Here is a 23,756-nt window from a genome sequence, read left to right as displayed (position 1 = left end):
GGTTATCCTTCTCGCCACAGAAGTTAACAGCATTTGGGATGTTTATAACATGAAAATCGGGGGCTTGCCCCTGTGCGCTTGCGGAAAGCTGTAGTGCTGCGGTCCTTTCGGTGAAAAATAGTCAAATAACCAAGTACCCTTACATAAAATGAAGTATAAAATAGGGTAAGCCGATTGAGTAGAAGCGATTGAAGACGAGGGCCGGAGCAGATCCGGTACAGATGGAGGGAGTGCCGTGAATAAGAGTTATGAAGTTGAATATTGCAATCTGGAGCTGCGGTTCAACCGTCGGCATATCCAAAATTTGATCAGAGACCTTATTCGTGAGGGATATTCACTATATTGGAGCGAGGACGAATCCTTTTTTATCCTGTCAGTCCGGACCGGCCGCAAGCTGGTAAAGCTCCGCTTTCAACAGACACGCACGGGGAACTATAAGATGACTGGGGATTACATCATTAAGGACGCAAAGCTTGCAGAATGGCTGGAGAAGCTGATTGGAGATACACGTGGGCATGCAGTTGTGAAGCGGTTTAAGGATCAGCAGATGACTGTTGAGAACATTTTATTCGGTGAAGTGATTCGGCTCGTGGAAGTTTCTGGTTTCAAACAGCGTGTGATATTTCAAAAGGAACCCGCGCCGACGGCGGAAGAGATGGAAGAAATGTTCCTCTCGCGTGAAGGCGAGGAAAGGCTCATGTTGTTGCGCATGGAAGTGGACGATGAACTGGAGCGCCTCCACACTGCCATACAGATGGATAATCTAGACAAAGCAAATGCTTGTCGTGAAGTCTTAAAACAACTGTCCGGACATCTGTTAATGTTGGAAGGTTGAGGAACAGTTAACGCTGGAAGGTGAATGAAAACTGCTCTCGAAAAATAACATCAATTCATATCAAAACCCTGGCGCAAGCCAGGGCTTTATTTGTATATAGAGGGCATTATGGACGACAGGGGTCAATGATAGAGTATTCCGAGCTTTCGATGAAGGCGTCGAATTCATCCAATCCCGCGGATAACAACAGATTGGCTTCATACGAGGTGATGGGGATGGCCCATAGTAACGGAATCGTTTCATGGCCTACGTGTATCTGTTCCAAGGATTCGCTTTCACCTCGCAATTCATCGAGGAGAAAGGCAGTTACAGTCCAACGGGAGGGTGCTAATTCGCTCGATGTCATCACACGCGGAACCGTCGAATCCGGTACATTTTCGATGTGATGGGAGATCAGATCGGCCATATAGGTGTTCACACGCTCCACATTTTCCCCACCGAGATTGGGTTGCAGCGCGAGCATCCACTCCGACGCGACCTTCTCCCCTGAAGGGCGACATGCCTGAGACAATCCGACCGTTGCGAATCTGGCGATGTCTGCATGCGCGGTGGGAGGGAAATAATAAATTTCGATATGAATGCCTCGATTCGGCTTCGAAAGAACGGTTCTGAGCTCTGGCATACCCCATTCATTGATATAAGCCCCCAACAAAAAGGTTCTGCGAATATCCATTGAAAATTGTTCTTGCTTTGAAAGCTGTTCCCATGCCACGTGTTATGCTCCTCCTTCTTCAGTCCAGGTTCAATGGATATGATTATACCATCAGATGTACAATATTGGATTACTTTGGTATGCGACAGAGCGATCCCCGCTGTATTTATGAAAATACGATGAACACCTCAGCAGATTGGGGTGTTTTCTCGTTGCGTAGCTGTGCCACGGGGTTCACTTCTATACATAAAACCGTTAAAATGGGAGTATTGTTGAGAATTTATTTCAATAAAATTAATTGGAGCAAAGGATGGAGGACCAGATGACAAAACAACAAATTGGCGTGATTGGCCTGGCTGTCATGGGCAAAAATTTGGCCCTTAACATTGAAAGCAAAGGTTTCTCAGTATCGGTATATAACCGTTCCCCGGAGAAAACCAATGATCTTCTGAAAGAAGCTGAAGGTAAAAACCTGACAGGCTCATTCTCCATTGAAGAGTTCGTAGCATCCCTGGAATCCCCGCGCAAAATTTTGATCATGGTACAAGCCGGCAAAGCGACCGACGCTACCATTGAACAACTGCTTCCTCACCTGGATGAGGGTGATATCATCATCGATGGAGGGAACGCATACTTCCCTGACACGCAACGTCGCAGCAAAGAGTTGGAAGACAAAGGTATTCGCTTCATCGGTACAGGTGTATCCGGTGGTGAAGAAGGCGCACTGAAAGGCCCTTCCATCATGCCTGGTGGACAGGAAAGTGCTTATAAACTGGTTGAACCGATCCTGACGGCGATCTCGGCCAAAGTCGGTGACGATCCATGTTGTACATATATTGGACCTGATGGTGCCGGGCACTATGTGAAAATGGTGCATAACGGTATTGAGTACGGAGATATGCAGTTGATTGGTGAAGCGTACCACTTGCTCAAATCCGTATTGAACGTTTCCGTTGAAGAGCTTCATACGATCTTTACGGAATGGAATCAAGGAGAGCTGGATAGTTATTTGATCGAAATCACAGCAGATATCTTCTCCAAATATGATCCAGAAACAGGCAAACCAATGGTTGACGTCATTCTGGACGCGGCTGGACAAAAAGGAACAGGTAAATGGACAAGCCAAAGTGCGCTGGATCTCGGCGTACCATTGTCCATGATCACAGAATCCGTATTCTCCCGTTTCCTGTCTGCCATGAAGGACGAGCGTGTAGCAGCTAGCAAAATCCTGAGTGGACCAGCCACTGAAGCGTTCTCCGGCGACAAAAAAGCGTTCATTGAGAGCGTGCGTAAAGCCCTCTTTGCAAGTAAAATCGTATCCTACGCACAAGGATTTGCACAAATGCGTGCAGCTTCCGACGAGTATGGCTGGGATCTGAAATACGGCAACATTGCCATGATCTTCCGCGGTGGCTGCATCATCCGTTCGCAGTTCCTGCAAAACATCAAGGAAGCTTATGATAAAGACGCAGCTCTGAAAAACTTGCTCTTGGATCCTTACTTCCAAAACATCGTTGAGTCTTATCAAGGTGCATGGCGTGAAGTTGTAGCGGCTGCTGTAAAACAAGGTGTTCCAGTACCTGGTTTCTCCAGCGCACTGTCTTACTACGACAGCTACCGTACAGAGCGTTTGCCAGCAAACTTGCTGCAAGCACAACGTGACTACTTTGGTGCTCACACGTTCAAACGTGTGGACAAAGAAGGCAGCTTCCACCACAACTGGATGGAGTAGTATCACCTATACGAATTCGATGAGATTTGGGTTGAGCGCCTTAAAGAGGCAGATTTGGCCTGCTAAGAGGCTTAAAAGAGGTTTGGCGTTCCGGTGATTGCCGGTTAACGCTAGGCCTCTTTTTTACTGTAAATAAGCTTATTGGGGTTCGTCAGGTTGCTGAAGAGTTACGGATTGAGAAGTTTGGGGGCTCAAAACTGCTTGAGGTTGAGATCTTACGTAGCTTATATGCTGGGAGTTACTTGATCTGTCTTGGAAGTACCTGCGGATGGTCGAAAGGAAGTCGGTTGGGAGATGGTCTTTCCCAGTCCGCAGGGCTGTGTTATGATAGGACAAAAGTGCTCACGAATTGCTTGAATTAAAGGAGTGTACACCTTGAGCAAGTCTAACAATATTATTCTCATCGGCATGATGGGAACCGGCAAATCAACCGTTGCTGATATGCTCGCACGTGAGCTTGGTTACCGATTGATTGATGTGGACGCCGCGGTGGAAAAAGAGGAAGGCTGTACGATTCCGGAACTGTTCACCGACAAGGGAGAGACGTATTTCCGTGATGCCGAGAGCCGCGTGTTGTGTTCGGTACTGGAGAAAAAGTCACAGGTCATAGCGACCGGAGGTGGCGTGGTGCTGCGTTCAGATAATTGTGACGTGATGTTGGAAAATGGTTGGGTTGTTGCTCTGACTGCTGATCCGGCAGTGATTGTGGAACGTGTTAGCGGCTGTGACAATCGTCCCCTTCTTGCAGGCAATACAGAGGAACGCATCAAGGCAATTATGGAAGAACGGAAAGACGCATACCGGTTCGCACATTATACGGTGGATACAACCGAGTTATCCGCTGCTGAAGTGACTCGTTTAATTTTAGCGCATTACCGCGTCTAAGCTTGTTATCATCGAAGTTTGATGGATGAAAGATGGTGGCAGATATAACAAAACGGGCCGTATTGGCCCGTTTCTAAGAGTGGAGTAGAAGTTAAAGGTTACAAATGATTTCGCTTCTCTCCGGGTTACTCTAGTCTTCCTGTTGCCACTGAAGCATACCGCCGACCATGTTCGTACAGCCTTCATATCCCAGTTGCTGCAGATATTCACAGGCACGCTCACTGCGGTAGCCGCTACGACAGATGATCACGATCTCGCCTGATTTCTCAATCTCAGACAGTCGGTCCGGAATCTGTCCAAGCGGGATATGCTTGGCTCCTTCGATCATACCTTGCGCGACTTCATCGTCCTCGCGGACGTCTATCATCTGCAGCTTCTCTCCCGCCTGTAAACGGCGGCGCAGCTCAGACGTTTCAATTTCAGCTATTTGTGTCATATTCAGGTCCTCTTTTCTGTATGGACTTAACGCCTATAATGATACCCAAGCGATGCATGGAATGTCAATTTGGCCACAATATAATCAATGAAGGAGAATTTCATCCATGGACGTTATTGTTAAACCAACCCCCACTCTGAACGGGGAAATCGGGGCTCTGTCCTCCAAAAACTACACTACCCGCTATTTGCTGGCTGCTGCGCTGGCAGAAGGCACAAGTACCATTCATTTCCCAGCACACAGTGAAGACAGTGACGCCATGCGCAGATGTATTCGTGATCTTGGGGCAGTACTTGAAGAAGACGACAGCAAGATTGTGATCAAGGGCTTCGGCAGTCATCCCCGTGATGTGCGTGAGTTGAATGTGGGGAATGCGGGTGCTGTACTTCGTTTCCTGATGGGAGTTACAGCGCTCTGCCCTGACGTTACATTTGTAAATACGTACCCGGATTCGCTGGGCAAACGTCCGCATGATGACCTGATCGATGCGCTTGGCCAACTGGGTGTAGAAGTACAGCACGAACAAGGACGTTTGCCGATTACAATTAAAGGTGGCAATGCCAAGGGTGGACACATTCGTGTATCCGGCTCCGTCAGCTCCCAATATCTGAGCGCATTGTTGTTTGTTACGCCTTTGCTTGCAGAAGACAGCACCATTGAAGTGCTGAATGACCTGAAGTCCAAGGTCGTTATCGGACAGACGCTGGAAGTGCTGGAGCAGGCAGGTATCGTTATCCATGCAAGTGATGATTACATGTCCTTCCGTGTACCAGGTGGACAGGCATACCAGCCAACGACTTATACGGTACAAGGGGATTATCCTGGATCAGCAGCGGTTCTTGCAGCAGCAGCGGTTACACAGTCTGATGTGAGAATTCTGCGCCTGATGGAGCAGAGCAAACAGGGCGAACGCGCCATCGTTGACGTTCTGCGCATGATGGAAGTGCCGTTGACACATGAGAACGATGTCGTACACGTTCAAGGTAATGGCAGACTGAAAGCGATCGAGTTCGACGGGGATGCCGCAACGGACGCCGTTTTGGCTATGGTAGCCGCAGCTGTATTTGCGGAAGGCACGTCTCGGTTCTATAATGTAGAGAACCTGCGTTACAAGGAATGTGACCGAATCACCGATTACTTGAACGAACTGCGGAAGGCAGGAGCGAACGTCGAAGAGCGTCAAGCTGAGATTATCGTACACGGACGTCCGGAAGGCGTAGAAGGCGGCGTTGAGATTAACGCACACTTCGACCATCGCGTAATTATGGCGCTTACAGTCGTTGGTCTGCGTTCCAAGGAACCGCTTCGTATTCGGGATGCACACCATGTAGCCAAGTCTTATCCGCAATATTTCGATCATTTGCAGGCGCTTGGCGCCTCGGTTCAATGGGTAAAAGAGTAAATAACTGAGAATCAGTCTTTTGAACACGCACTTTAATCAGAAAAGGATGGTGCTTGAACATGGAATTTAACAATCCTACTCGTGAAGAAATTGGACAAATTTTGCGCAAGGCAGGCAACATCGCAGTCGTCGGTTTATCAGACAAATCGGATCGCACTTCCTATATGGTCGCCGAAGCCATGCAGAGCAGAGGCTATCGCATCATTCCGGTTAATCCACAGGTGCAAGGTGAAATCCTTGGAGAGACGGTATATGCGACGCTTGCGGATATTCCAGAGCCAGTAGACATCGTCAATGTGTTTCGTCGCGATGAGTTCTGTGCGGATGTAGCACGTGACGCCGCTGCCATCAAAGCAAATGTCCTGTGGCTTCAGCTTGGCATCCATAGTGATGAAGCGGTTCAGATTGCGGCAGAGAACGGCATGACAGCGGTAACGAATCGTTGTATCAAGGTAGAGGATTCCATCGTTCTGCGCGGCGCTGGACGCGGCTGAGAGGCCCGTTCACATGAGATCGGTTGATCTCCTGATCTGACCCAATTGAATGATTGCAGGATAGATCCCGTTAACTTTGAAGTTGACGGGATTTTTTCTGTTCTATTTTTGCTATATAAAATGACCAATGGGTTACTGTTTTGCTTTGACAAAACGTTGCACAAAGCTTACCATCTAGGATAGAAAGGAGAGGTCGCCATGAATTGGCTCGGATCCTTGCAGCAGCTCGGACGAGCGGTAATGCTGCCTACAATGGTCCTGCCCGCCGCCGCAATTTTGCTCAGTGTTGGCAGTCTGCCTTGGGACGCCTGGGGATTAAGTGTTGTCGGTGAAGTGTCTACTGTGGCCGGACACGGCATTTTTTATTTCTTGCCGTATTTGTTCGCTGTCGGTGTAGCACTGGGACTCTCCAACCAGGCCGGACAAGCGGGACTCGCCGCGCTGGCTGGTATCGTGATATATGATCAGGTGACTCGCAACTTCAGTGATGGCACTGTTCAGCCTGCTTCCTTAATCGGAATCATACTCGGCGCGCTTGCCGGTGGGATGCATAATCGGTTTAAAAGCATTAAACTACCTGAAATTTTGCAATTTTTCGGGGGTTCAAGGTTTGTTTTGCTCATCGTCGGACTCTGTTCGGCATTGTTCTCCTGCTTTATGTTATGGCTCGCTCCGATTTTACAGCATGGATTGAACGCCATTGCCACGTGGGAATACAGTCTCGGCGGTTTTGGATTGTTCATCTACGGGGTGTTATACAGGGTACTGGTCGCTTTTGGACTTCATCATCTGCTTAACAATGTATTTTGGTTCCAGTTAGGAACGTTCGAAACGCCTGATGGTAACATTGTGCAAGGGGATTTGCCCCGATTTTTTGCAGGAGACCCCACCGCAGGATTCTTTATGGCGGGTTTGTTTCCCATCATGATGTTTGCCATTCCGGCGATAGCTTTTGCTATTATTCAGGAGGCTAGGGAAGATCTGAAACCGAAAATCAAGAAAACTTTTCTGACATCGGCACTCGTTTGTTTTCTAACCGGGGTATCGGAACAGATTGAGTTTGCTTTTTTGTTCGCAGCACCTTATCTGTTCATCGTGCATGCAGTGATGTCCGGCGTGGCCATGTGGATCAGTTACTGGCTTGATATCCGGCATGGATTTTCTTACTCCGCAGGTATTATTGATTACATACTCAATTTCCATCTATCGGAGAATGCTTGGAAGCTCATTCCGATTGGCATACTATATGGGCTGGTTTATTACTTCCTGTTCCGATGGGCGATTCGTACGTTCAAGATTCCAACGCCAGGACGTGAAGAGGGCTCCATGCTGGAAGATTGGGTAGGTAACATTCCTTATCAGGCACCTTTAATCCTTGAAGCATTGGGTGGAAAGAGTAACATTGTACAGGTTGAAGCATGTATTACACGTCTTCGCCTGACTGTGCATGATGACCGCCTGATCGACACGGGTGCCATGAAGAGTATGGGGTCCGCCGGACTGATTAAGCTGGGTGGCGGTAACGTACAGGTGGTATTCGGTACCTATTCGGAATTGATTCGGGAAGAAATCGCGAAGTTGTTGGAAAGAGATCTGCAACAGGTTCTGTTCTGTGCTCCCGTTCAGGGAAAAATGTTGCCCATTGAAGAGGTGCCGGATCAGATCTTTGCAGCCAAGCTTGTTGGGGATGGAGTAGCTTTTGTTCCAGAACGCGGAGAGCTGGTATCACCGGTGTATGGAACAATTATGCACTTGTACCCGACCATGCATGCTTTGGGGATTTCCACCCGGGAGGGGCTTGAGGTGTTACTGCATATCGGCATCGATACCTCTCAGTTGAAAGGCCATTTTGAAGCTTTTGTTCAGGAGGGCGATACGGTGGAGCCAGGGCAGTTGTTGATCAAGTTTGATCTTGCGGTACTTCGCGAGCAAGCGGCGTCACTGACAACCCCAATGGTAATTACGAATCCCGATCGAGTAAAATCATGGAGCTTTGCTCCATTTAAGCAAGTTAAGAAAGGTCAGGCATCCGTCATGTCCGTGGTGCTCTATGACAGGAACGTTGGAGGGGTAGAATGAAGATACAAGGCATCAACGGAGCTGCAGGCATAGCCATCGGCAAAGCATTTGTCCTGCCCAGTTGGGAATGGGATCTGCCGGATCAGAAGATGGATTCGGTAGATCTCGCCCAAGAGTTCGAACGGCTGTATGAGGGCATACGGACATCAAAGGATGAGATCGAATATATTAAAAATGAGTTCAAGGAAGTTGTTGGTCCGGAGGAGTCCAGTATTTTTGATGCACATCTGGCAATCCTCGAAGATCCGGTATTCATGAACGAAATTCGCGGCATTATCGAGCGTCAGTACAAGGCGGCAGAAGTGGCAGTCAAAGAAGCCATAGACCACTTTGTCACAATGTTTGACTTGCTGGAAGACGAGTATATGAAGGAGCGGGCCATTGACATCAAGGATGTGGGTAATCGTCTGCTCAAGCATCTGCTTGGTGCACCGGAGATTACACTCCCTTCAGATACCCAGCCTTATGTACTTGTTGCCAAAGAACTATCGCCATCTCAATTAGCGCATCTGAATCCCAGCCATGTCCTAGGCATTGTAACCTTGATTGGCGGGAAGACATCACATTCTGCAATAATGGCTCGCGCGCTTGGCATTCCTCTCGTTTCCGGTCTGGAAGCGAGTCTTGGCATGCCGGTAGAGACTGGTGATATGCTAGTGGTGGATGGTGATAACGGCTTGGTATTTACCGACCCGGATCGCAAGACAATTGAACGGTATACCATGCTTCGCAGCAAACAGCTGAAGAAAAAAGAACAACTTCAGGTGCTTGCTACGGTGGATGCTGTAACCAAAGACGGGGCCGTATTACACCTCGCTTCCAATATCAGTTCGGTGAAGGAACTGGATCTGGCTTTGAAACATGGAGCCAAGGGTGTAGGATTGTTCCGGACAGAGTTCTTATATATGGACCGGGCTACATTCCCTGGTGAGCAGGAGCAGTATGAGGTGTACCGCCTTGTGGCAGAGAAGACAGCAGGTCAATCCGTTGTCATTCGTACACTGGATATCGGTGGTGACAAGCAACTGGATTACTTTGAATTGCCGGAGGAAGACAATCCGTTTCTGGGTTATCGTGCCATTCGGATTAGTCTGGACCGTAAGGACCTGTTCAAAACACAGCTGACAGCCATTCTCCGTGCCAGCGCTGCCGGCAATGTCAAAATCATGTACCCGATGATCTCTTCGGTGGAAGAGCTTCAACAAGCCAATGAGATTCTTCGTGAGGCGATGTCCGATCTGGACGAGCGGGGATTATCATACGACCCTCACATTCAGGTGGGGATCATGATTGAAGTTCCTGCAGCGGTGATGATTGCTGATCTGCTGGCGGAGGAAGCGGATTTCTTCAGTATAGGAACGAACGATCTGGTTCAATATGTACTGGCAGTAGATCGAATGAATGAGCAGATCGCTCATATGTATCACCCTTATCATCCTGCTGTTCTGCGGATGCTTCGTGCCACAGCGGATGCGGCGCATACGGCCGGAATTGATGTCAGTGTGTGCGGGGAGATGGCAGGGGACGAACGTGCCATTCCACTTTGGCTGGAGCTTGGCATTCGCCACTTGAGTATGTCCCCGCAATCCCTGTTACGTGTGAAGCACAGAGTGTTGAACACAACAGCATCGGACGCCAAAGAAGAAGCCCGAAAGTGCTTCGCCTTGCGGACCAGCGGAGATATTGAGGAGCGACTGCAAGTTTTTAATGACTCCACGGGAAGTCCAGACGAACAAAGTGGTTCGAATGCATCCTGATTGGGGAAAATGGATATAAATACCTTTAAGTTAATATATTTACATTTGTGATAATTATTTATTGGAAACTTGTTTATATAAAATAACCCCACTGTGCATGAGAGCACAATGGGGTTATTTTTACTTGTCAGCGAGTGCATCACAGAATGCCTTGCCATATGGGGGAAGGTCGGGCGGACGACGTGCCGAGATGATATGTCCATCAACAACAACCGCTTCATCTTTCCAGATCGCACCTGCATTTTCCATGTCATCCCGAATGCCTGGTGTAGAGGTTACCGTAACCCCGTCCAGAATTTTGGCAGAGATTAGTACCCATCCTGCATGACAGATCTGTCCAATCGGTTTCCGATCTGCATTCATTTCCTTCACAAGTTCCAGTACTTTGGGATAACGACGCAGCTTATCTGGCGCCCAGCCGCCTGGCACAAGAATGCCATCGTAATCTGAACTGTCCAGTTCATCGAAACTATATTCGGCTTCAGCAGGCACACCATATTTGCCAATATAGGTTTTTCCTTTTTTCTCACCAGCAAGATGCACTTCTGCACCTTCTTCACGAACACGATGCACAGGGTACCACAATTCCAAATCCTCGAATTCTTCATCGACCAGAGCGATGACTTTTTTACCGGTTAATCTCATGTTCATCTCTCCTTTTTGCGTTAATTAGGTCTGTTGCGTCTTTAATTGTAACAGATTCTCCAAGGGACTTCATGGTTGTGCATATGCAGTCTGGAGGAAGCGATTACAAGTCAGTAATTACCTGCATTCGACAACCTTCATCTGGAGGGAGTGGTAATTTGTGCAACCTTTCTTTTGGAGCAGGATTTGAGCCGAAATAGGTCGAATGGTACTTATATAGAGTAAAGAACGAATGAGGTGATGGGTGTGCGCAAGTCGTGCAGATGTGGACATGTTATGGAATTGGAATTAAGAACCGTGGTATACGCCAAAAAAGTGGAGATTCGAAACGTACCCGTATTTGCGTGTACAGATTGTGTATCATACGAAGTGCTTCCGCCAGTCAAACCGGACTTAACAGAATGCATAAGCACGTTGGGTGAACAGCCCGTGAAGCAAGACGTATCTTTTGGTGATCGTAATGAACTGGCAGACCTGTTTCATGAGCAGCTGCTGGCCTGGCCGGATGCGACCGATCGGGAGATGCAATATCGGATGCAGCAAGCAGTGGAGGAACGTATTAATCTGCTGCTGGACATCATGGGTTACGCAACGAAGTCTGGAGATGCAGTTTGGATAGAGACCACGGAGCGCAGGTTAAGTCAGTTATCCGGATTTGTGTGGCAGGAGTATTTCTCGAATGCTGTCTAATTTTGACGTGCAAAATGCTTGTTTTCATGAAAATTGGCTTTTTCGCGCACTTTTTGTTAAGATATCGAAGAGTGAAAACGCTCAACATAGCGGTATTCCTGGTAAAGGGGGATGTATATCTAATGGCTGACATGACTAAAATGACAAGTATTGAACAGCTAAACTCCGCAGTGGAGGCTACCGAGGATCAACCCTTGCTTCTGTTTAAGCACAGCACGCGCTGTCCGATCAGCTCGAACGCATATCAGGAGATGAACGATTATTTGCTTAACCATGCCAATGAACAAGTGAAATATGGCATCATCTATGTTGTGGAAGATCGCCCGGTATCGAATGAACTAGCAAATAAGCTGGGTGTTAAGCACGAATCTCCACAGGCAATCCTGATTAAAAAGGGAGTTCCTGTATGGCATACTTCCCATTCAGATATTACTAGAGCTACACTTACGAAAGTTTTGAGTGAGTCCTAAAGCCTATTTTAATTGATTAATGCAAAAATTTGTCGTAATATAAATCTTAATGAAAATGGTATGAAAATTTACTGGTAATGGAGAGAAGTACTGTGACGGTAACCATTTATGATGTGGCACGTGAAGCTGGAGTGTCTATGGCAACGGTATCACGGGTAGTTAATAATAACCCTAATGTCAAACCGCAAACGCGGAAAAAAGTATATGAAGCCATCGAACGGTTGGGATATCGTCCGAACGCGGTAGCCAGAGGTCTGGCAAGCAAGAAGACAACCACGGTCGGGGTCGTTATTCCGGATATTTCGAACTCAACCTTCGCGGAGATTGCCCGCGGAATTGAAGATATTGCGAATATGTATCACTACAATATTATTTTGTGTAATGCAGATAAGAAGAAAGAAAAAGAAATTCGTGTAATTAACACGTTGCTCGAAAAACAAGTAGACGGATTGCTCTTCATGGGCGGAACAGTAACGGACGAACACATTCAGGCGTTCCAGTCTGCGGCTGTACCGATCGTACTTTGTGCAACAAGTGATGAGAAGGGCACATTCCCTTCGGTGGATATTGACCATGAAGCAGCTGCGTTTGATGCGGTAAACACCCTGATTCGTCATGGACACAAGGAAATTGCGATGATCAGTGGTACCCTGCAAGATCCTGCGAATGGATATGCCCGTTTCCAAGGATACAAAAAAGCACTGGAAGCAGCGGGTATTGAATACCAGGAGGATCTTGTTCGAATTGGTAACTATCGGTATGAATCCGGTGTGGAAGCAATGAAATATTTCCTTGGACTCAAGAAAAAACCATCAGCTATCTTTGCTGCAACAGATGAAATGGCCATTGGTGCCATTCACAGCATTCAGGATGACGGTCTGAAAGTACCGGATGACTTCTCCATTATTAGTGTGGATAACATCCGTATGGCTTCCATGGTGCGTCCTCAGTTGACGACAGTGGCACAGCCTATGTACGATCTTGGCGCAGTTGCGATGCGTTTGCTGACCAAGCTGATGAAGAAGGAAAATGTGGAGAATCCACGGGTTATTTTGCCGCATGAAACGATTCTTCGTCTGTCTGTAAGTCATGCAGATGTAGTGTAATCGGGATTATATACAGGAAAGAGAGGAACCTCTCTCTCTACATAGTGGATATGCGAAAGCTCCGGAGACGGAGCTTTTGTGCTGAATGAGGTTAAAAGTGAAAACAGGAGGATCAGAAGATGCGTGAAACGATTGGTATTATCGGAGCGATGGATGAGGAAGTAGAGCTTTTGCTGGCAGGTATGAAGCAGCTTGAGACGGTCAAACAAACCGGGATTACATACGTTGCAGGTGAGTGGCTGGGCAAGCAAATTGTCGTGTGCAAATCCGGCGTAGGAAAAGTAAATGCAGCGGTTACGACACAGATCTTGATTGATCGTTTTCAGGTTAATCGCATTATCTTCACAGGTGTAGCGGGTGCAGTTAACCCGGAGCTGAACATTGGAGATATGGTTATATCGTCTGTATGTGTTCAGCATGACATGGATGTAACGCCACTGGGGTTCGAACGCGGGGTTATTCCTTACCAGGAGACATCTGCATTCCCTGCCGAGGCTTCGCTTATTACACTGGCTGAAGAAGCGTGTAAAGTTCTGGGAGCCCATTATTTGATTGGTAAAGTATTATCAGGAGACCAATTTATTGCGAATAAAGATACCGTTAACATGTTATATACCGAAATGGACGGTGCATGTGCTGAGATGGAAGGGGCAGCTGTAGCCCAGGTTTGTTACATGAATCGTGTACCATTTGTTGTCCTGCGGGGGATGTCAGATAAAGCGGATGGTTCGGCGCATGTCAACTTTGCTGAATTTACCGTGGAATCTTCCCAGCGTTCACACCGTATTGTGGAGCACATGTTAGAAAATATGTAATGGCAGCACTAAGAAAAACCGCCTTTCGATTAGCTGTTCCATGCAGTATGGAGCAACGCTGCGAGAGGCGGTTTTTGTTATGTATATTGTTTTTCGAACAGATCATCGAATTAATACATGAACCGATGGCGGAAGCGTACACGATCAAACTGTTCTTCCGATGTGATAGGCACCTGACTTCCGATACGCACCATCAAACAGTTTGCAGGATGCGAACATATTTCAGGGTCGTCCGTTGCATACCAAGTCATGTCGATCGTTTGCATCAGCCTCTCCATCATTTTGCGATAATCCCATACATTTAGTCCGCTGCCCTTCAGATCCCAATGCCAATAATATTCTGTGGTGAAAATAATGTAATTCTCCATGTATTTATCTTCCAGAGCCGTAAGCAACATTTCACGTCCGATGCCAAGCGAGCGATAGTCGTCCGCAACCTCGATTGCTCCAAGCTCAATCAGATCAGTCATGTTGCCCTCGGACCAGCGTTCACAATCATCCGCATAGTGAAAGGTTACATAGCCGATAATTGTTTCATTTTCGTGTGCAATGATAATTCGACCTTCAGGCAATGCTGCGATCTCGGCCAGAGCTTCCTGCTGCTCCGTTGGGCGCCGAAAGGCATCCAGATCCGGATGGAAGGCAAGACGGGTTATCTCGTCGGCCTGCACGGGTCCTTCAACAGTAATTCGGTGGCCGGACTTGAAGATGGAACGCATATGATGTTCTTTGATATGTTCCATGGTTCATGCTCCTCTCTTTCCTACTTATAGAGGTTGTTCACAAAGGAACGCTTTTGATTACGAAGGATGCCTATCGGCATCATCAGCATCGAATATGGCATTCACCCGAAATAAGCGGGAGGCTTACGAAGTATGTTTCCAAAGGAAACATTTTAGTTGCTCACGTAGTTTTCCCTACGCTCCGCTACTCCATTTCTAGCTTCATCCCATCTTCTTGGTACTGAAAACCGATCTTCTTGAACACATATTTATAGCAAAAATCCAAAAAATTGAAAAGCCATAGACGACAATTGAAAAGATTTGCTATAATTGCGTAGACAAAAAATGTTCACAATTCAATACAGTATGGTTAACATCTGTTTGGCCGAGCAAGTACATGATGAGAAGTTCTCTCTACTAATGTAAGCGCTAACTGGAAGTTCAGTCAACACAAAGGCAATGAGAATTAACCCCTAACGGGAATCGAAATGTCGAGTTGAAGGAGGCTGGCAAGCATGAGTCAAGCACATGGTGAGATGCTGCAAACGGTTGTGTCTGAATCTAATCTGGGCGATTACACGGAGGCGAGAAGCCGGTTCGATTGGGAATCGGTGGAACGGCACTTTACGTGGCACGCCAGCGGAAAAGTAAACATGGCGCATGAAGCGATTGATCGTCATGTACTGGAAGGAAGGGGCGGAAAAACCGCTTTATTGTATAGCGATGCTTCACGTGAAGAGGCCTATACTTTTGCTGATCTCAGCGAACAGTCAAGTCGGTTCGGAAATGTTCTCCGCAAATATGGCATAACCAAAGGAGAGCGGGTGTTTATTTTTATGCCTCGAAGTCCTGAACTGTATTTCAGTCTTCTGGGTATCTTGAAAGCTGGAGCCATCGCGGGCCCTTTATTCGAAGCTTTTATGGAAACGGCAGTGAAGGATCGGCTGGAGGATAGCGGAGCAGTAGCACTCGTCACAACTCCGGAATTACTGAAACGCATCAAACGTTCCGAGTTGCCCGAACTCAAACATATATTCATTGTGGGTGGGGGCGTGCAGACGGAAGAAGGACTCATCGATTTTGATGCAGAGATGTCTGCCGCTTCGGATGAGATGGAAGTAGAGTGGTTGAATCGTGACGATGGTTTGCTCATTCATTATACCTCAGGCTCTACCGGTAAACCTAAAGGGGTGTACCATGTTCAAAATGCCATGATTCAGCACTATTATACAGGTAAGGTTGTTCTGGATTTACGTGAGGATGATGTGTACTGGTGCACTGCTGACCCTGGTTGGGTGACAGGCACTTCTTACGGTATCTTTGCTCCATGGCTCAACGGAGTGACCAATGTGATACGTGGTGGTCGTTTCAGTCCTCAAGATTGGTACAGCACCATCCAGAAGAACAAAGTCACGATCTGGTACAGTGCACCAACGGCTTTCCGTATGCTGATGGGAGCTGGAGAAGAGACCATTGCCCAGTTTGATCTGAGCAGTCTGCGTCATGTCATGTCTGTCGGTGAACCGCTCAATCCGGAGGTTGTTCGTTGGGGATGGAAAGCCTATGGTCAGCGAATTCATGATACATGGTGGATGACGGAAACAGGTGCACAGTTGATCTGTAACTATCCCGGAATGCCGATTAAGCCTGGCTCCATGGGACGTCCATTGCCTGGCATTGAAGCAGCCATTATTGATGATCGCGGGCAGGAATTGCCGCCGTACAGTATGGGTAATCTGGCTATACGGGCACCTTGGCCATCCATGATGGCCAAGATCTGGAATAACCCTGCGAAATACGAGGAGTATTTCAGGCTTACGGGCTGGTATGTATCCGGTGACTCTGCTTATATGGATGAAGAAGGATATTTCTGGTTCCAGGGACGGATTGATGATGTAATTAATTCGTCAGGCGAGCGCATCGGACCCTTTGAGGTGGAGAGCAAGCTCGTGGAGCATCCTGCGGTAGCAGAGGCGGGTGTAATCGGTAAGCCGGATGTGACACGTGGGGAGATCATCAAGGCCTTTGTGGCGCTTCGTGAAGGATATGAGGCGACACCGGAGCTGAAAGAAGAGATCTATCGTTTTGTCAAAGAGGGCTTGTCTGCCCACGCTGCTCCGCGTGAGATTGAGTTTAAGGATAAGCTGCCCAAGACACGTTCCGGCAAGATCATGCGCCGTGTCCTGAAAGCCTGGGAGCTTGATCTGCCGGCAGGAGATCTATCCACCATTGAAGACTAACGTTAATACTCTACGAAGCCAAATCCGGTGACTCTACCATTAGAATCGGTTGTAAAAGCCTGCTTTATGCCATTAGCATAAAGCAGGCTTCTTTAGCTGCTACAAGTGCAAATAAAAAGCCGCACCCTCAGATACGGTCTGAGGATGCGGCTTGTTTTGGATCGCTATGCCTGAATCAGGGTTGAAAATGTACGGCCGCGGAAGGTTCGGATTCACCCGCACTGTTGCTTGCAGATACCTTGAACCATCCACTGGTAGATGCGGGTACGCCATAATCCATGGTATTGCCCGCTGTCGTTCCAATTTTGGTGTAAGGAGCCGAGCCTGTTTCGCTGTAAAATACAGCATAACTATCTGCGTCCGGAGTTGACGCCCATTGAATGCGCAATCCTTGAGAGAGGGCAGATACGCTGACTTGACCCGGTGTGCCTGGGGCTGTCGTTGTCGTATTATCGGTCTGCGTTTCTTCCGGCGTAATGACTGTGCCTGGAACTTCAATCGGCTCATTAATCTCTTCTTCCACAGGAGGAGCTACACTTCCAGCACTATTTACGGTTGCGCTAGGAGAAGACTCTCTGCCAGCAACATCCACTGCGGTTACATAGAAGGCGAAGTTGCCGCCTTGAGCTGCATATGCAGAGAATGATCTGGATTCACCGGTCAGGACAACCTGACCTTGGTTCTGGAATCCTCCACCGTTTACAGAACGATACAGACGATAACCCACGACATCATTTTCAGGTGTGGCATTGAATGTAATGACAGCTCTGTCACCCGAGGTTGAGATTCGTACGTTACCTGGTGCATCAGGAGTTTTGCCATTATCTGTTCTTGGATCAATCTGTGTTGGCATGTCTGCATCAGCATCTTCAGGAAGGTAATAAGCAAGTGACTCATGTCGACTCATACGTGAGAATGCATTTTGCAATTCTTTGATGAGATCCGAGATTGGCTTTTTACGCTTGATTACTGTTTTTTCCTTCAACATGTCCGAAGGTGTTCCATCACGCGGAATATAGTTTACACCATTGTAAGTAATGTATTTGGCTTTGGCGACACCATCATCGCTATCCTTCGGAACAAACTTGCTGTTGAAAATATCCGTAACAAATTTGTCAGTCATGGATGTTGGCAACTTACCGCTGTAAGCCGATACCGTGCGCGTTTCGATGCCAGATGGTTTTTTGAACGAATCCGTGACGAACAGATCTTTTTGCGTATCGATCACTTCATTCAGGATTTTCGACCACAGTTGCTGCGCACGTTTTCGCTGTGATTTGCTTTCCAGCGTATTCACCGGCTGTTTGTATCCAACCCACACGCCAAGTGTGACATCTGGTGTATAGCCTTCAAACCAGACATCTGCATAGTTTTGAGTGGAACCCGTTTTACCTACAATCGGCACACTCTTCGAATATTTGTAATTCTCACGTACTTTATCTGCCGTTCCTTCTGTAATAACGGTCCGCAGCATATCGGTCATGAGATATGCTGTCTGCTCCGAGAAGGCTTGAACAGGTTCAGTATCGTGTTTGTAGACGATGTTGCCTTTGGAATCTACAATTTTGCTAATCATGTAGGAATCGTTATATACACCCTTATTAGCGATGGCACCATAGGCACTGGTCAGTTCTTCAACGGTTACACCGTATTGGAGACCTCCGAGAACACCGGTCTGTGCCTGATAGTCTTCCTTCTGAATCGTGGTGATTCCTAATTTCTTGGCGAAGGCCCACGCTTTGTCGATCCCGACTTCTTCATTGAACAATTTCAAAGCCGGTATATTAAGTGAGTAATTCAGTGCTCTTCGGGCCGTAACAAGTCCTTGGTAACGGTTGTTAGCGTTCTTTGCAATGTGGTACCCGCTCGGTCCACTTTTCAAAATGATCGGTGAGTCATCAATAATTGAAGCAGGCTGAACAAGACCTTCATCTAACGCAGGAAGATAAGCAGCTATTGGTTTCATCGTTGAACCTGGCTGACGTATCATCTGCGTTGCGTAGTTCATCTGTTCATCTTGAAAATCCCGTCCCTCAATCATGCCAAGAATAGCACCCGTTTTGTGATTAATCAGCATGGCAGCAGTTTGTTCTTTTCCTTTGACAGGATCATCTGCTGAGAAGTTGCTGTCATCTTCAGCAATGGTACGCATCGTTTTGTAGATACTTTTGTTGATGGTCGTGTAGATGCGATATCCACCTGTCCGCAGTTGCGTCTGAGCTTCCTCTAATAATGCACTGCTTTCCTTCTGAGGTGTGTCTGCATCCGTACCTTTGTCTGTAGATTCAGCTGTGTCGGAATTCAATTGTTTCATCAAAATCTGTGCAGCTTGTCGTTCCGTTTCCATCATAAGATATGGATAAGTATTGTAAGCCTTGATGGTCTTCGGAGCGAGTGAGCTTTTGATATCAAAAGCAAGAGCTTCATCATACTGGGATTGATTGATTTTACCCAGTTCAAGCATACGGCGCAGTACCAGATGCTGACGGTTGATTGCGCGATCAAATTTTTCCTCTACAAAATCCCCTTTACCATTAAAGGCGGAGTAGGAAGAGGGCGACTGAGGTAATCCAACCAAATAAGCGGCCTGAGCTATGTTTATTTTTTCGAGATCGTTAATATTAAACAATCCTTTGGCGGCCGCTTTGATTCCATAAACGTTGTATCCGCTGGAACCATTACCAAAAGGAACTTTGTTCAGATAGGCTGTCATGATCTCGTCTTTGGTCAGGAAACGTTCGAGTCGAAGTGAGAGCAAGATTTCTTTCACTTTTCGATCTTCCGTGCGATCCAGATTCAAAAACACACGACGTGCCAATTGCTGAGTCAGTGTACTACCACCGGTTTGTACTGATTCTTTCAGCACTTTTTGTTTCACGGCACGTAGTGTTCCGCTCATGTCTACACCTTTATGTTCGTAAAAATGATTGTCTTCAATCGAAATGACTGCATCAATAACCTTTTGTGGGATCTGGTCCGTAGTGACCGGACGCCTGTCTTCTTCCGTACGTAATTGACCGATCGGACTGCCGTCGGCAAAGTAAGCAAAGCCTGTGATGGAGTTTTCGCTGACTTTTTGTTCAATCAGGGCCCTTGAACGGACAGGCTCGTCTTTCACAATGGAACTGACGTATCCCATCAAAGCACCGCCTACAAATAGTGCCCCCATAAATCCAAGGACAACCATCCATTTGACGAAACTTCCCAGTCTGCGGGCAAAGCTACGTTTGCGTACAGTCTGTTCATCGGGCTTTTTCTTATTAACATCAACCATTCAGTGTCTTCCTCCTTTTAACAGCACTTATTATAGCATAAAAAGGCGGGTTTGCATGCCTGAGAAATACAAGTAATGGTCGAAATTTGCCATTCTGCCATGCATTATGCTATATATCATGCGATATTGAGGCACATTTCATGAGTTGTAAGCCAAAATTAGCAGGCCACCTCTATGCTGAGGTGCATAGGGTGGCCTGAATGATTTGTCGTATTGCTGGTAACTTACATTAGGTTTTGAAGCGTTGAATCAGCTCTAATAGTTCCTGGGTAAGATTAGCCAGTGAAGCAGATGCCGCCGTAATCTCTTCCATGGATGCAAGTTGTTCTTCAGAGGCAGAGGCAACACGAGTTGCGTGATCTGCTGTCTCATGACCAATGGTTTTGAGTTGCACTAATGTGGCATCAACCTGCTGTGATCCAGCTGACATCTGCTGCGCAATGGCTGAGACATGCTCAATCTGCTCATTAACATCTGAAATCTGTGATGAAATGGAGAGGAATAGTTCACCACTTTCATTAATGACTTCTGCGATGTGACTAACTTCGGAGTTCCCTTGTTCCATATTTTCAACGAGAGAAAGGACCTCTTGCTGAACAGTATGAATTAACTCTGCAATCTGCGCTGCTGATAATCTGGATTGTTCAGCCAGATTACGAATCTCGGAAGCAACAACACCAAACCCGCGTCCGTGCTCACCTGCTCGTGATGCTTCAATGGAAGCATTAAGTGCAAGAAGATTGGTTTGACGGCTAACTTCCGTAATCATGCCTGTAATGTGGCCAATCTCTTCCGAACGTTGGCGGAAATTCTCCAGTGCGGTCATCGACGTCTGCACAGAAGAAGTGGCACTATCGACCATACGCATGGCGGACTGAATCTTATCAGTCCCGACGCTTGTTCGTTCGGCCACCGTTCGCGATGAATCGGATACATCGGAGGCGGCCTTTGCAATTCTTCCGATCCCTGCAGATATTTCATTCATGGAACGGGAGGACTCTTGTAGCTCCTGCACCTGTTTACCTGCTTTATCTGCAAGTTCGACTCCTGTTAATGCAATCAGTTCGGCGGCTTTACCTGTTTCTTCAGCACCTGCGGTCAACTGTTGAGAGGTAGAGCCCACAGATAGAGCATGTTCGGATATAACCGATATGGTATGACGCAGTGTATCCATCATCTGATTCATATGACCCGCCATGACACCAAATTCATCTTTGGATCGTACCGGTAACTTCTGTGTTAAATCTCCATCAGCCAGCTGTCCAGCGACGATATTGACTTGATTCAGCTGTCTTACAATGGAGATGATGGTGTAGGTAACCACGCCTGCAAGCAGAAGTACAGCCAATGCGGCAATCAGTATGGACCAATTCAAGCTGTCATAGAAGGGTTGAAGGATGTGGCTCTTTGGCAGCGCCGATACAAGATACCAGTTCGAATCTGTTCCTTGTAACTTGGCAGGTTCGGCAATAAACAATTCTTCCCCTACTTCAGGGTCCGTGGCATAAAACTGAGACTCGCCGGACTGTATACGCTGAATGACCGTCTTCATATCAGATGGAATTAGGGCTCCTTCATTAGCCAGTTCCGGTTTGGAGCCGTGTGCAGCAATCTGTCCTTCGCTAGTGATAAGCATGGCATAACCCTGATCCGGATTAAGTGAAGCTATATTTTGCTGAAAACGATCAATGGTAAAGTCGGCCCCAACAATGCCGAGAAAATTTTTGTTTTCATCTAATAGAGGAAGGACAATTGAAACGAGTAGTGTTTCTTTTCCGCCAACCGTATAGGTAACTGGCTCGGACCAATAGATGGATTTGGTTTTCTTGGGCTGCTGATAGTAAGTACTAGTTTCACCGCTTCCCTCATAAGTAGGCATAGGCTCAAAATGCAGGGAGTTACCATCGCGTATAACGTATGGAACGAATCGCCCCGTAGCATCATCATATTCTTTTTTGTTGATGTGCTCCGCATCGTTTCCATCAAAGGCATTTGGTTCCCAGCCCGTATAAAAGCCAAAAACTTTCTCGTCCTTTTTCAAATACTGTTCAAGAAGTCTGACGATTTCTTCACGGTTGAGTGATCCGTTCTGAGCGGCATCCAATAACGTAGTACTCATGGTGTCCAACGTGTTTTTGACCTGATTAATGTCAGTCATGAACTCGTTCGTAGCCCGGTTTGCTGCCTGTCCAGCAACGGTTTCGCCGTACTGCAGGCTTTTGTCGTAAATGGATTTGGTATTAAATGCAATCAGGGCTCCAATACAACAGAGTAATACGATCCCGAGTAAAAGTCCAAGCTTAACAGCGAGCTTGCGATTGCGAAAAAAATGCATGTTTTAATCCCCCTCGATGTTATTCTTGTGATGTAAATATGGATGTGTGCTTCTCCTGAAGGGAGTCTATATTTTATATCGTTATTTACGTTCCTATAATGAAGATAATTAGAAAAAAGCATAGAAAAACAGCTGCCGAGAAAATCTCGACAGCTGTTTGGATTGAAACTTTAATGTGAATGCAACGATTAACGGTTGTAGAACTCGACGATTTGTTTTTCATCGATGTCTTGGGACAATTCAGCACGCTCAGGCAAGCGGATGAATTTACCTTCTACAGCTGCTTCGTTGTATTCAACGTATGCTGGAAGATGCGAACGACCTTCCAAAGCTTCTTTAACGGAAGAAAGAGCGCGGCTCTTCTCACGCAAGCCGATTACATCGCCAGTGCTTACTTGGTAAGAAGCGATATCGACTTTTTTGCCGTTTACAGTTACGTGACCGTGTGCTACCAACTGACGCGCTCCAGCGCGGGAGTTAGCAAACCCAAGGCGGTAAACGAGGTTGTCAAGGCGGCACTCAAGCAAGAACATGAAGTTCTCACCGGCAATACCTTGCATTTTTTGAGCTTTAGAGAACAGTGTGCGGAATTGCTTCTCGCCCAAACCGTACATGTGGCGCAATTTTTGTTTTTCTTGCAATTGCATACCGTAGTTGCTCATTTTTCTGCGTTGGTTAGCTCCGTGCTGACCTGGAGGGAAAGGGCGTTTCAATTCTTTGCCTGTTCCGCTAAGGGAAATGCCGAGGCGACGGCTCAATTTAAATTTAGGACCAGTGTAACGTGCCATGTTTAAAGTAGCTCCTTTTTAGTTAAAGTTCATATTAGGGCTCTGTTTGCGCTCCAATTTGTTGATGCGGGCTTGGCCTCGCATAGAACGATCAGGAAAGTTCAGCCGCTGTCCTGAAAGCAACAAAAAGAATGAGGGTGACACAACCGGTAATGCCCAAATTTAAAGACCCATTAGTAGTCTTCATCAACAATTTATATTACAGTTTAAGAGAACCAAAGTCAAGCGTAGAATAAAAGCAAAAAAACGTCTAAATTTGTCGATAGGTCATTGGGCCTAAAATAATGGGACAATTTTCTGAAATATGGATGCAAAAAAGCTTTAAACAGAGTAAAATAGATTGTATCTTAACTTTAAATCATCTTTATGTAATAAGGTTATCGCAACGAATTTGCAGGT

The 23,756-nt window shown here is 46.9% G+C and carries 19 protein-coding genes; 12 read left to right on the top strand and 7 right to left on the bottom strand.

The features are described from left to right. The first annotated feature begins 235 nt into the window (after nt 1-235). Nucleotides 236-835: a hypothetical protein gene (locus tag NKT06_RS21565; protein WP_253439148.1), complete on the top strand. Its 600-nt coding sequence runs from the start codon at nt 236-238 to the stop codon at nt 833-835. A gap of 106 nt (nt 836-941) precedes the next feature. On the opposite strand, the gene NKT06_RS21560 is transcribed toward NKT06_RS21565, so the two are convergent. Beyond that, nucleotides 942-1,547, bottom strand: a complete 606-nt coding sequence (locus NKT06_RS21560) for a suppressor of fused domain protein (protein WP_253439145.1) — start codon at nt 1,545-1,547, stop codon at nt 942-944. Nucleotides 1,548-1,809: 262 nt separating this feature from the next. Here NKT06_RS21560 and gndA point away from each other — a divergent pair, with 262 nt between their 5' ends. Together gndA and NKT06_RS21550 are read left to right on the top strand one after the other, a co-directional pair. Then, entirely contained in the window at nt 1,810-3,219 is a 1,410-nt protein-coding gene (gene gndA, locus NKT06_RS21555; RefSeq protein ID WP_253439142.1) for an NADP-dependent phosphogluconate dehydrogenase, read from the top strand. Between the two features lie 375 nt (nt 3,220-3,594). Beyond that, a complete protein-coding gene (locus NKT06_RS21550) occupies nt 3,595-4,104 on the top strand; it encodes a shikimate kinase (RefSeq protein ID WP_253439140.1) in 510 nt (169 codons plus the stop codon). A gap of 130 nt (nt 4,105-4,234) precedes the next feature. Here NKT06_RS21550 and NKT06_RS21545 read toward each other — a convergent pair whose 3' ends face one another. Next, nucleotides 4,235-4,540: a rhodanese-like domain-containing protein gene (locus tag NKT06_RS21545; RefSeq protein WP_017687407.1), complete on the bottom strand. Its 306-nt coding sequence runs from the start codon at nt 4,538-4,540 to the stop codon at nt 4,235-4,237. A gap of 106 nt (nt 4,541-4,646) precedes the next feature. Between NKT06_RS21545 and aroA the strand changes: the two genes are divergently transcribed. The 4 genes from aroA to ptsP all read left to right on the top strand — a co-directional run bounded on the left by aroA (nt 4,647) and on the right by ptsP (nt 10,272). Next, the gene (gene aroA / locus NKT06_RS21540; protein WP_253439137.1) at nt 4,647-5,942 is read left to right on the top strand and encodes a 3-phosphoshikimate 1-carboxyvinyltransferase; all 1,296 of its coding nucleotides are present in this window, start codon (nt 4,647-4,649) and stop codon (nt 5,940-5,942) included. Between the two features lie 59 nt (nt 5,943-6,001). Next, nucleotides 6,002-6,436: a CoA-binding protein gene (locus NKT06_RS21535; protein WP_124116073.1), complete on the top strand. Its 435-nt coding sequence runs from the start codon at nt 6,002-6,004 to the stop codon at nt 6,434-6,436. 198 nt (nt 6,437-6,634) lie between these two features. After that, a complete protein-coding gene (locus NKT06_RS21530) occupies nt 6,635-8,515 on the top strand; it encodes a glucose PTS transporter subunit IIA (protein WP_253439134.1) in 1,881 nt (626 codons plus the stop codon). After that, the gene (gene ptsP / locus NKT06_RS21525) at nt 8,512-10,272 is read left to right on the top strand and encodes a phosphoenolpyruvate--protein phosphotransferase (RefSeq protein WP_253439131.1); all 1,761 of its coding nucleotides are present in this window, start codon (nt 8,512-8,514) and stop codon (nt 10,270-10,272) included. Before NKT06_RS21530 ends, ptsP begins: the two co-directional genes overlap by 4 nt. Before the next feature lie 120 nt (nt 10,273-10,392). Here the strand turns inward: ptsP and NKT06_RS21520 are convergent, their stop codons facing one another. Then, nucleotides 10,393-10,917, bottom strand: a complete 525-nt coding sequence (locus tag NKT06_RS21520; protein WP_036674874.1) for a type 1 glutamine amidotransferase domain-containing protein — start codon at nt 10,915-10,917, stop codon at nt 10,393-10,395. A gap of 276 nt (nt 10,918-11,193) precedes the next feature. Here NKT06_RS21520 and NKT06_RS21515 point away from each other — a divergent pair, with 276 nt between their 5' ends. The 4 genes from NKT06_RS21515 to NKT06_RS21500 all read left to right on the top strand — a co-directional run bounded on the left by NKT06_RS21515 (nt 11,194) and on the right by NKT06_RS21500 (nt 13,998). Then, nucleotides 11,194-11,607, top strand: coding sequence for a hypothetical protein (locus NKT06_RS21515; protein WP_253439128.1), 414 nt, complete (start codon nt 11,194-11,196; stop codon nt 11,605-11,607). A 122-nt stretch (nt 11,608-11,729) separates the two neighbouring features. Then, nucleotides 11,730-12,077 carry a bacillithiol system redox-active protein YtxJ gene (gene ytxJ, locus NKT06_RS21510; protein WP_253439125.1) on the top strand — a complete coding sequence of 116 codons (348 nt, stop codon included), beginning with the start codon at nt 11,730-11,732 and terminating at the stop codon, nt 12,075-12,077. A gap of 92 nt (nt 12,078-12,169) precedes the next feature. Further along, nucleotides 12,170-13,183, top strand: coding sequence for a catabolite control protein A (gene ccpA / locus NKT06_RS21505; RefSeq protein ID WP_036614690.1), 1,014 nt, complete (start codon nt 12,170-12,172; stop codon nt 13,181-13,183). Between the two features lie 119 nt (nt 13,184-13,302). Next, the gene (locus NKT06_RS21500) at nt 13,303-13,998 is read left to right on the top strand and encodes a 5'-methylthioadenosine/adenosylhomocysteine nucleosidase (protein WP_253439122.1); all 696 of its coding nucleotides are present in this window, start codon (nt 13,303-13,305) and stop codon (nt 13,996-13,998) included. Between the two features lie 110 nt (nt 13,999-14,108). Here the strand turns inward: NKT06_RS21500 and NKT06_RS21495 are convergent, their stop codons facing one another. Further along, nucleotides 14,109-14,741, bottom strand: coding sequence for a GNAT family N-acetyltransferase (locus NKT06_RS21495; protein ID WP_253439119.1), 633 nt, complete (start codon nt 14,739-14,741; stop codon nt 14,109-14,111). Between the two features lie 494 nt (nt 14,742-15,235). Between NKT06_RS21495 and acsA the strand changes: the two genes are divergently transcribed. Then, nucleotides 15,236-16,960 (top strand): acetate--CoA ligase, encoded by a 1,725-nt coding sequence (gene acsA, locus NKT06_RS21490; RefSeq protein WP_253439117.1) that lies wholly within the window; start codon nt 15,236-15,238, stop codon nt 16,958-16,960. Between the two features lie 175 nt (nt 16,961-17,135). Here acsA and NKT06_RS21485 read toward each other — a convergent pair whose 3' ends face one another. The 3 genes from NKT06_RS21485 to rpsD form a co-directional block, all read right to left on the bottom strand. Beyond that, on the bottom strand, nt 17,136-20,234 hold the full coding sequence (locus tag NKT06_RS21485; RefSeq protein WP_253439114.1) for a transglycosylase domain-containing protein: 3,099 nt from the start codon (nt 20,232-20,234) through the stop codon (nt 17,136-17,138). A gap of 229 nt (nt 20,235-20,463) precedes the next feature. Continuing rightward, entirely contained in the window at nt 20,464-22,569 is a 2,106-nt protein-coding gene (locus NKT06_RS21480; RefSeq protein WP_253439111.1) for a methyl-accepting chemotaxis protein, read from the bottom strand. A gap of 188 nt (nt 22,570-22,757) precedes the next feature. Further along, nucleotides 22,758-23,357 carry a 30S ribosomal protein S4 gene (gene rpsD, locus NKT06_RS21475; protein WP_062835377.1) on the bottom strand — a complete coding sequence of 200 codons (600 nt, stop codon included), beginning with the start codon at nt 23,355-23,357 and terminating at the stop codon, nt 22,758-22,760. Nucleotides 23,358-23,756: the final 399 nt, after the last annotated feature.

The organism is Paenibacillus sp. 1781tsa1 (assembly GCF_024159265.1).
Classification (GTDB): Bacteria; Bacillota; Bacilli; order Paenibacillales; family Paenibacillaceae; genus Paenibacillus.
This window is presented reverse-complemented; position numbering and strand designations above follow the sequence as displayed.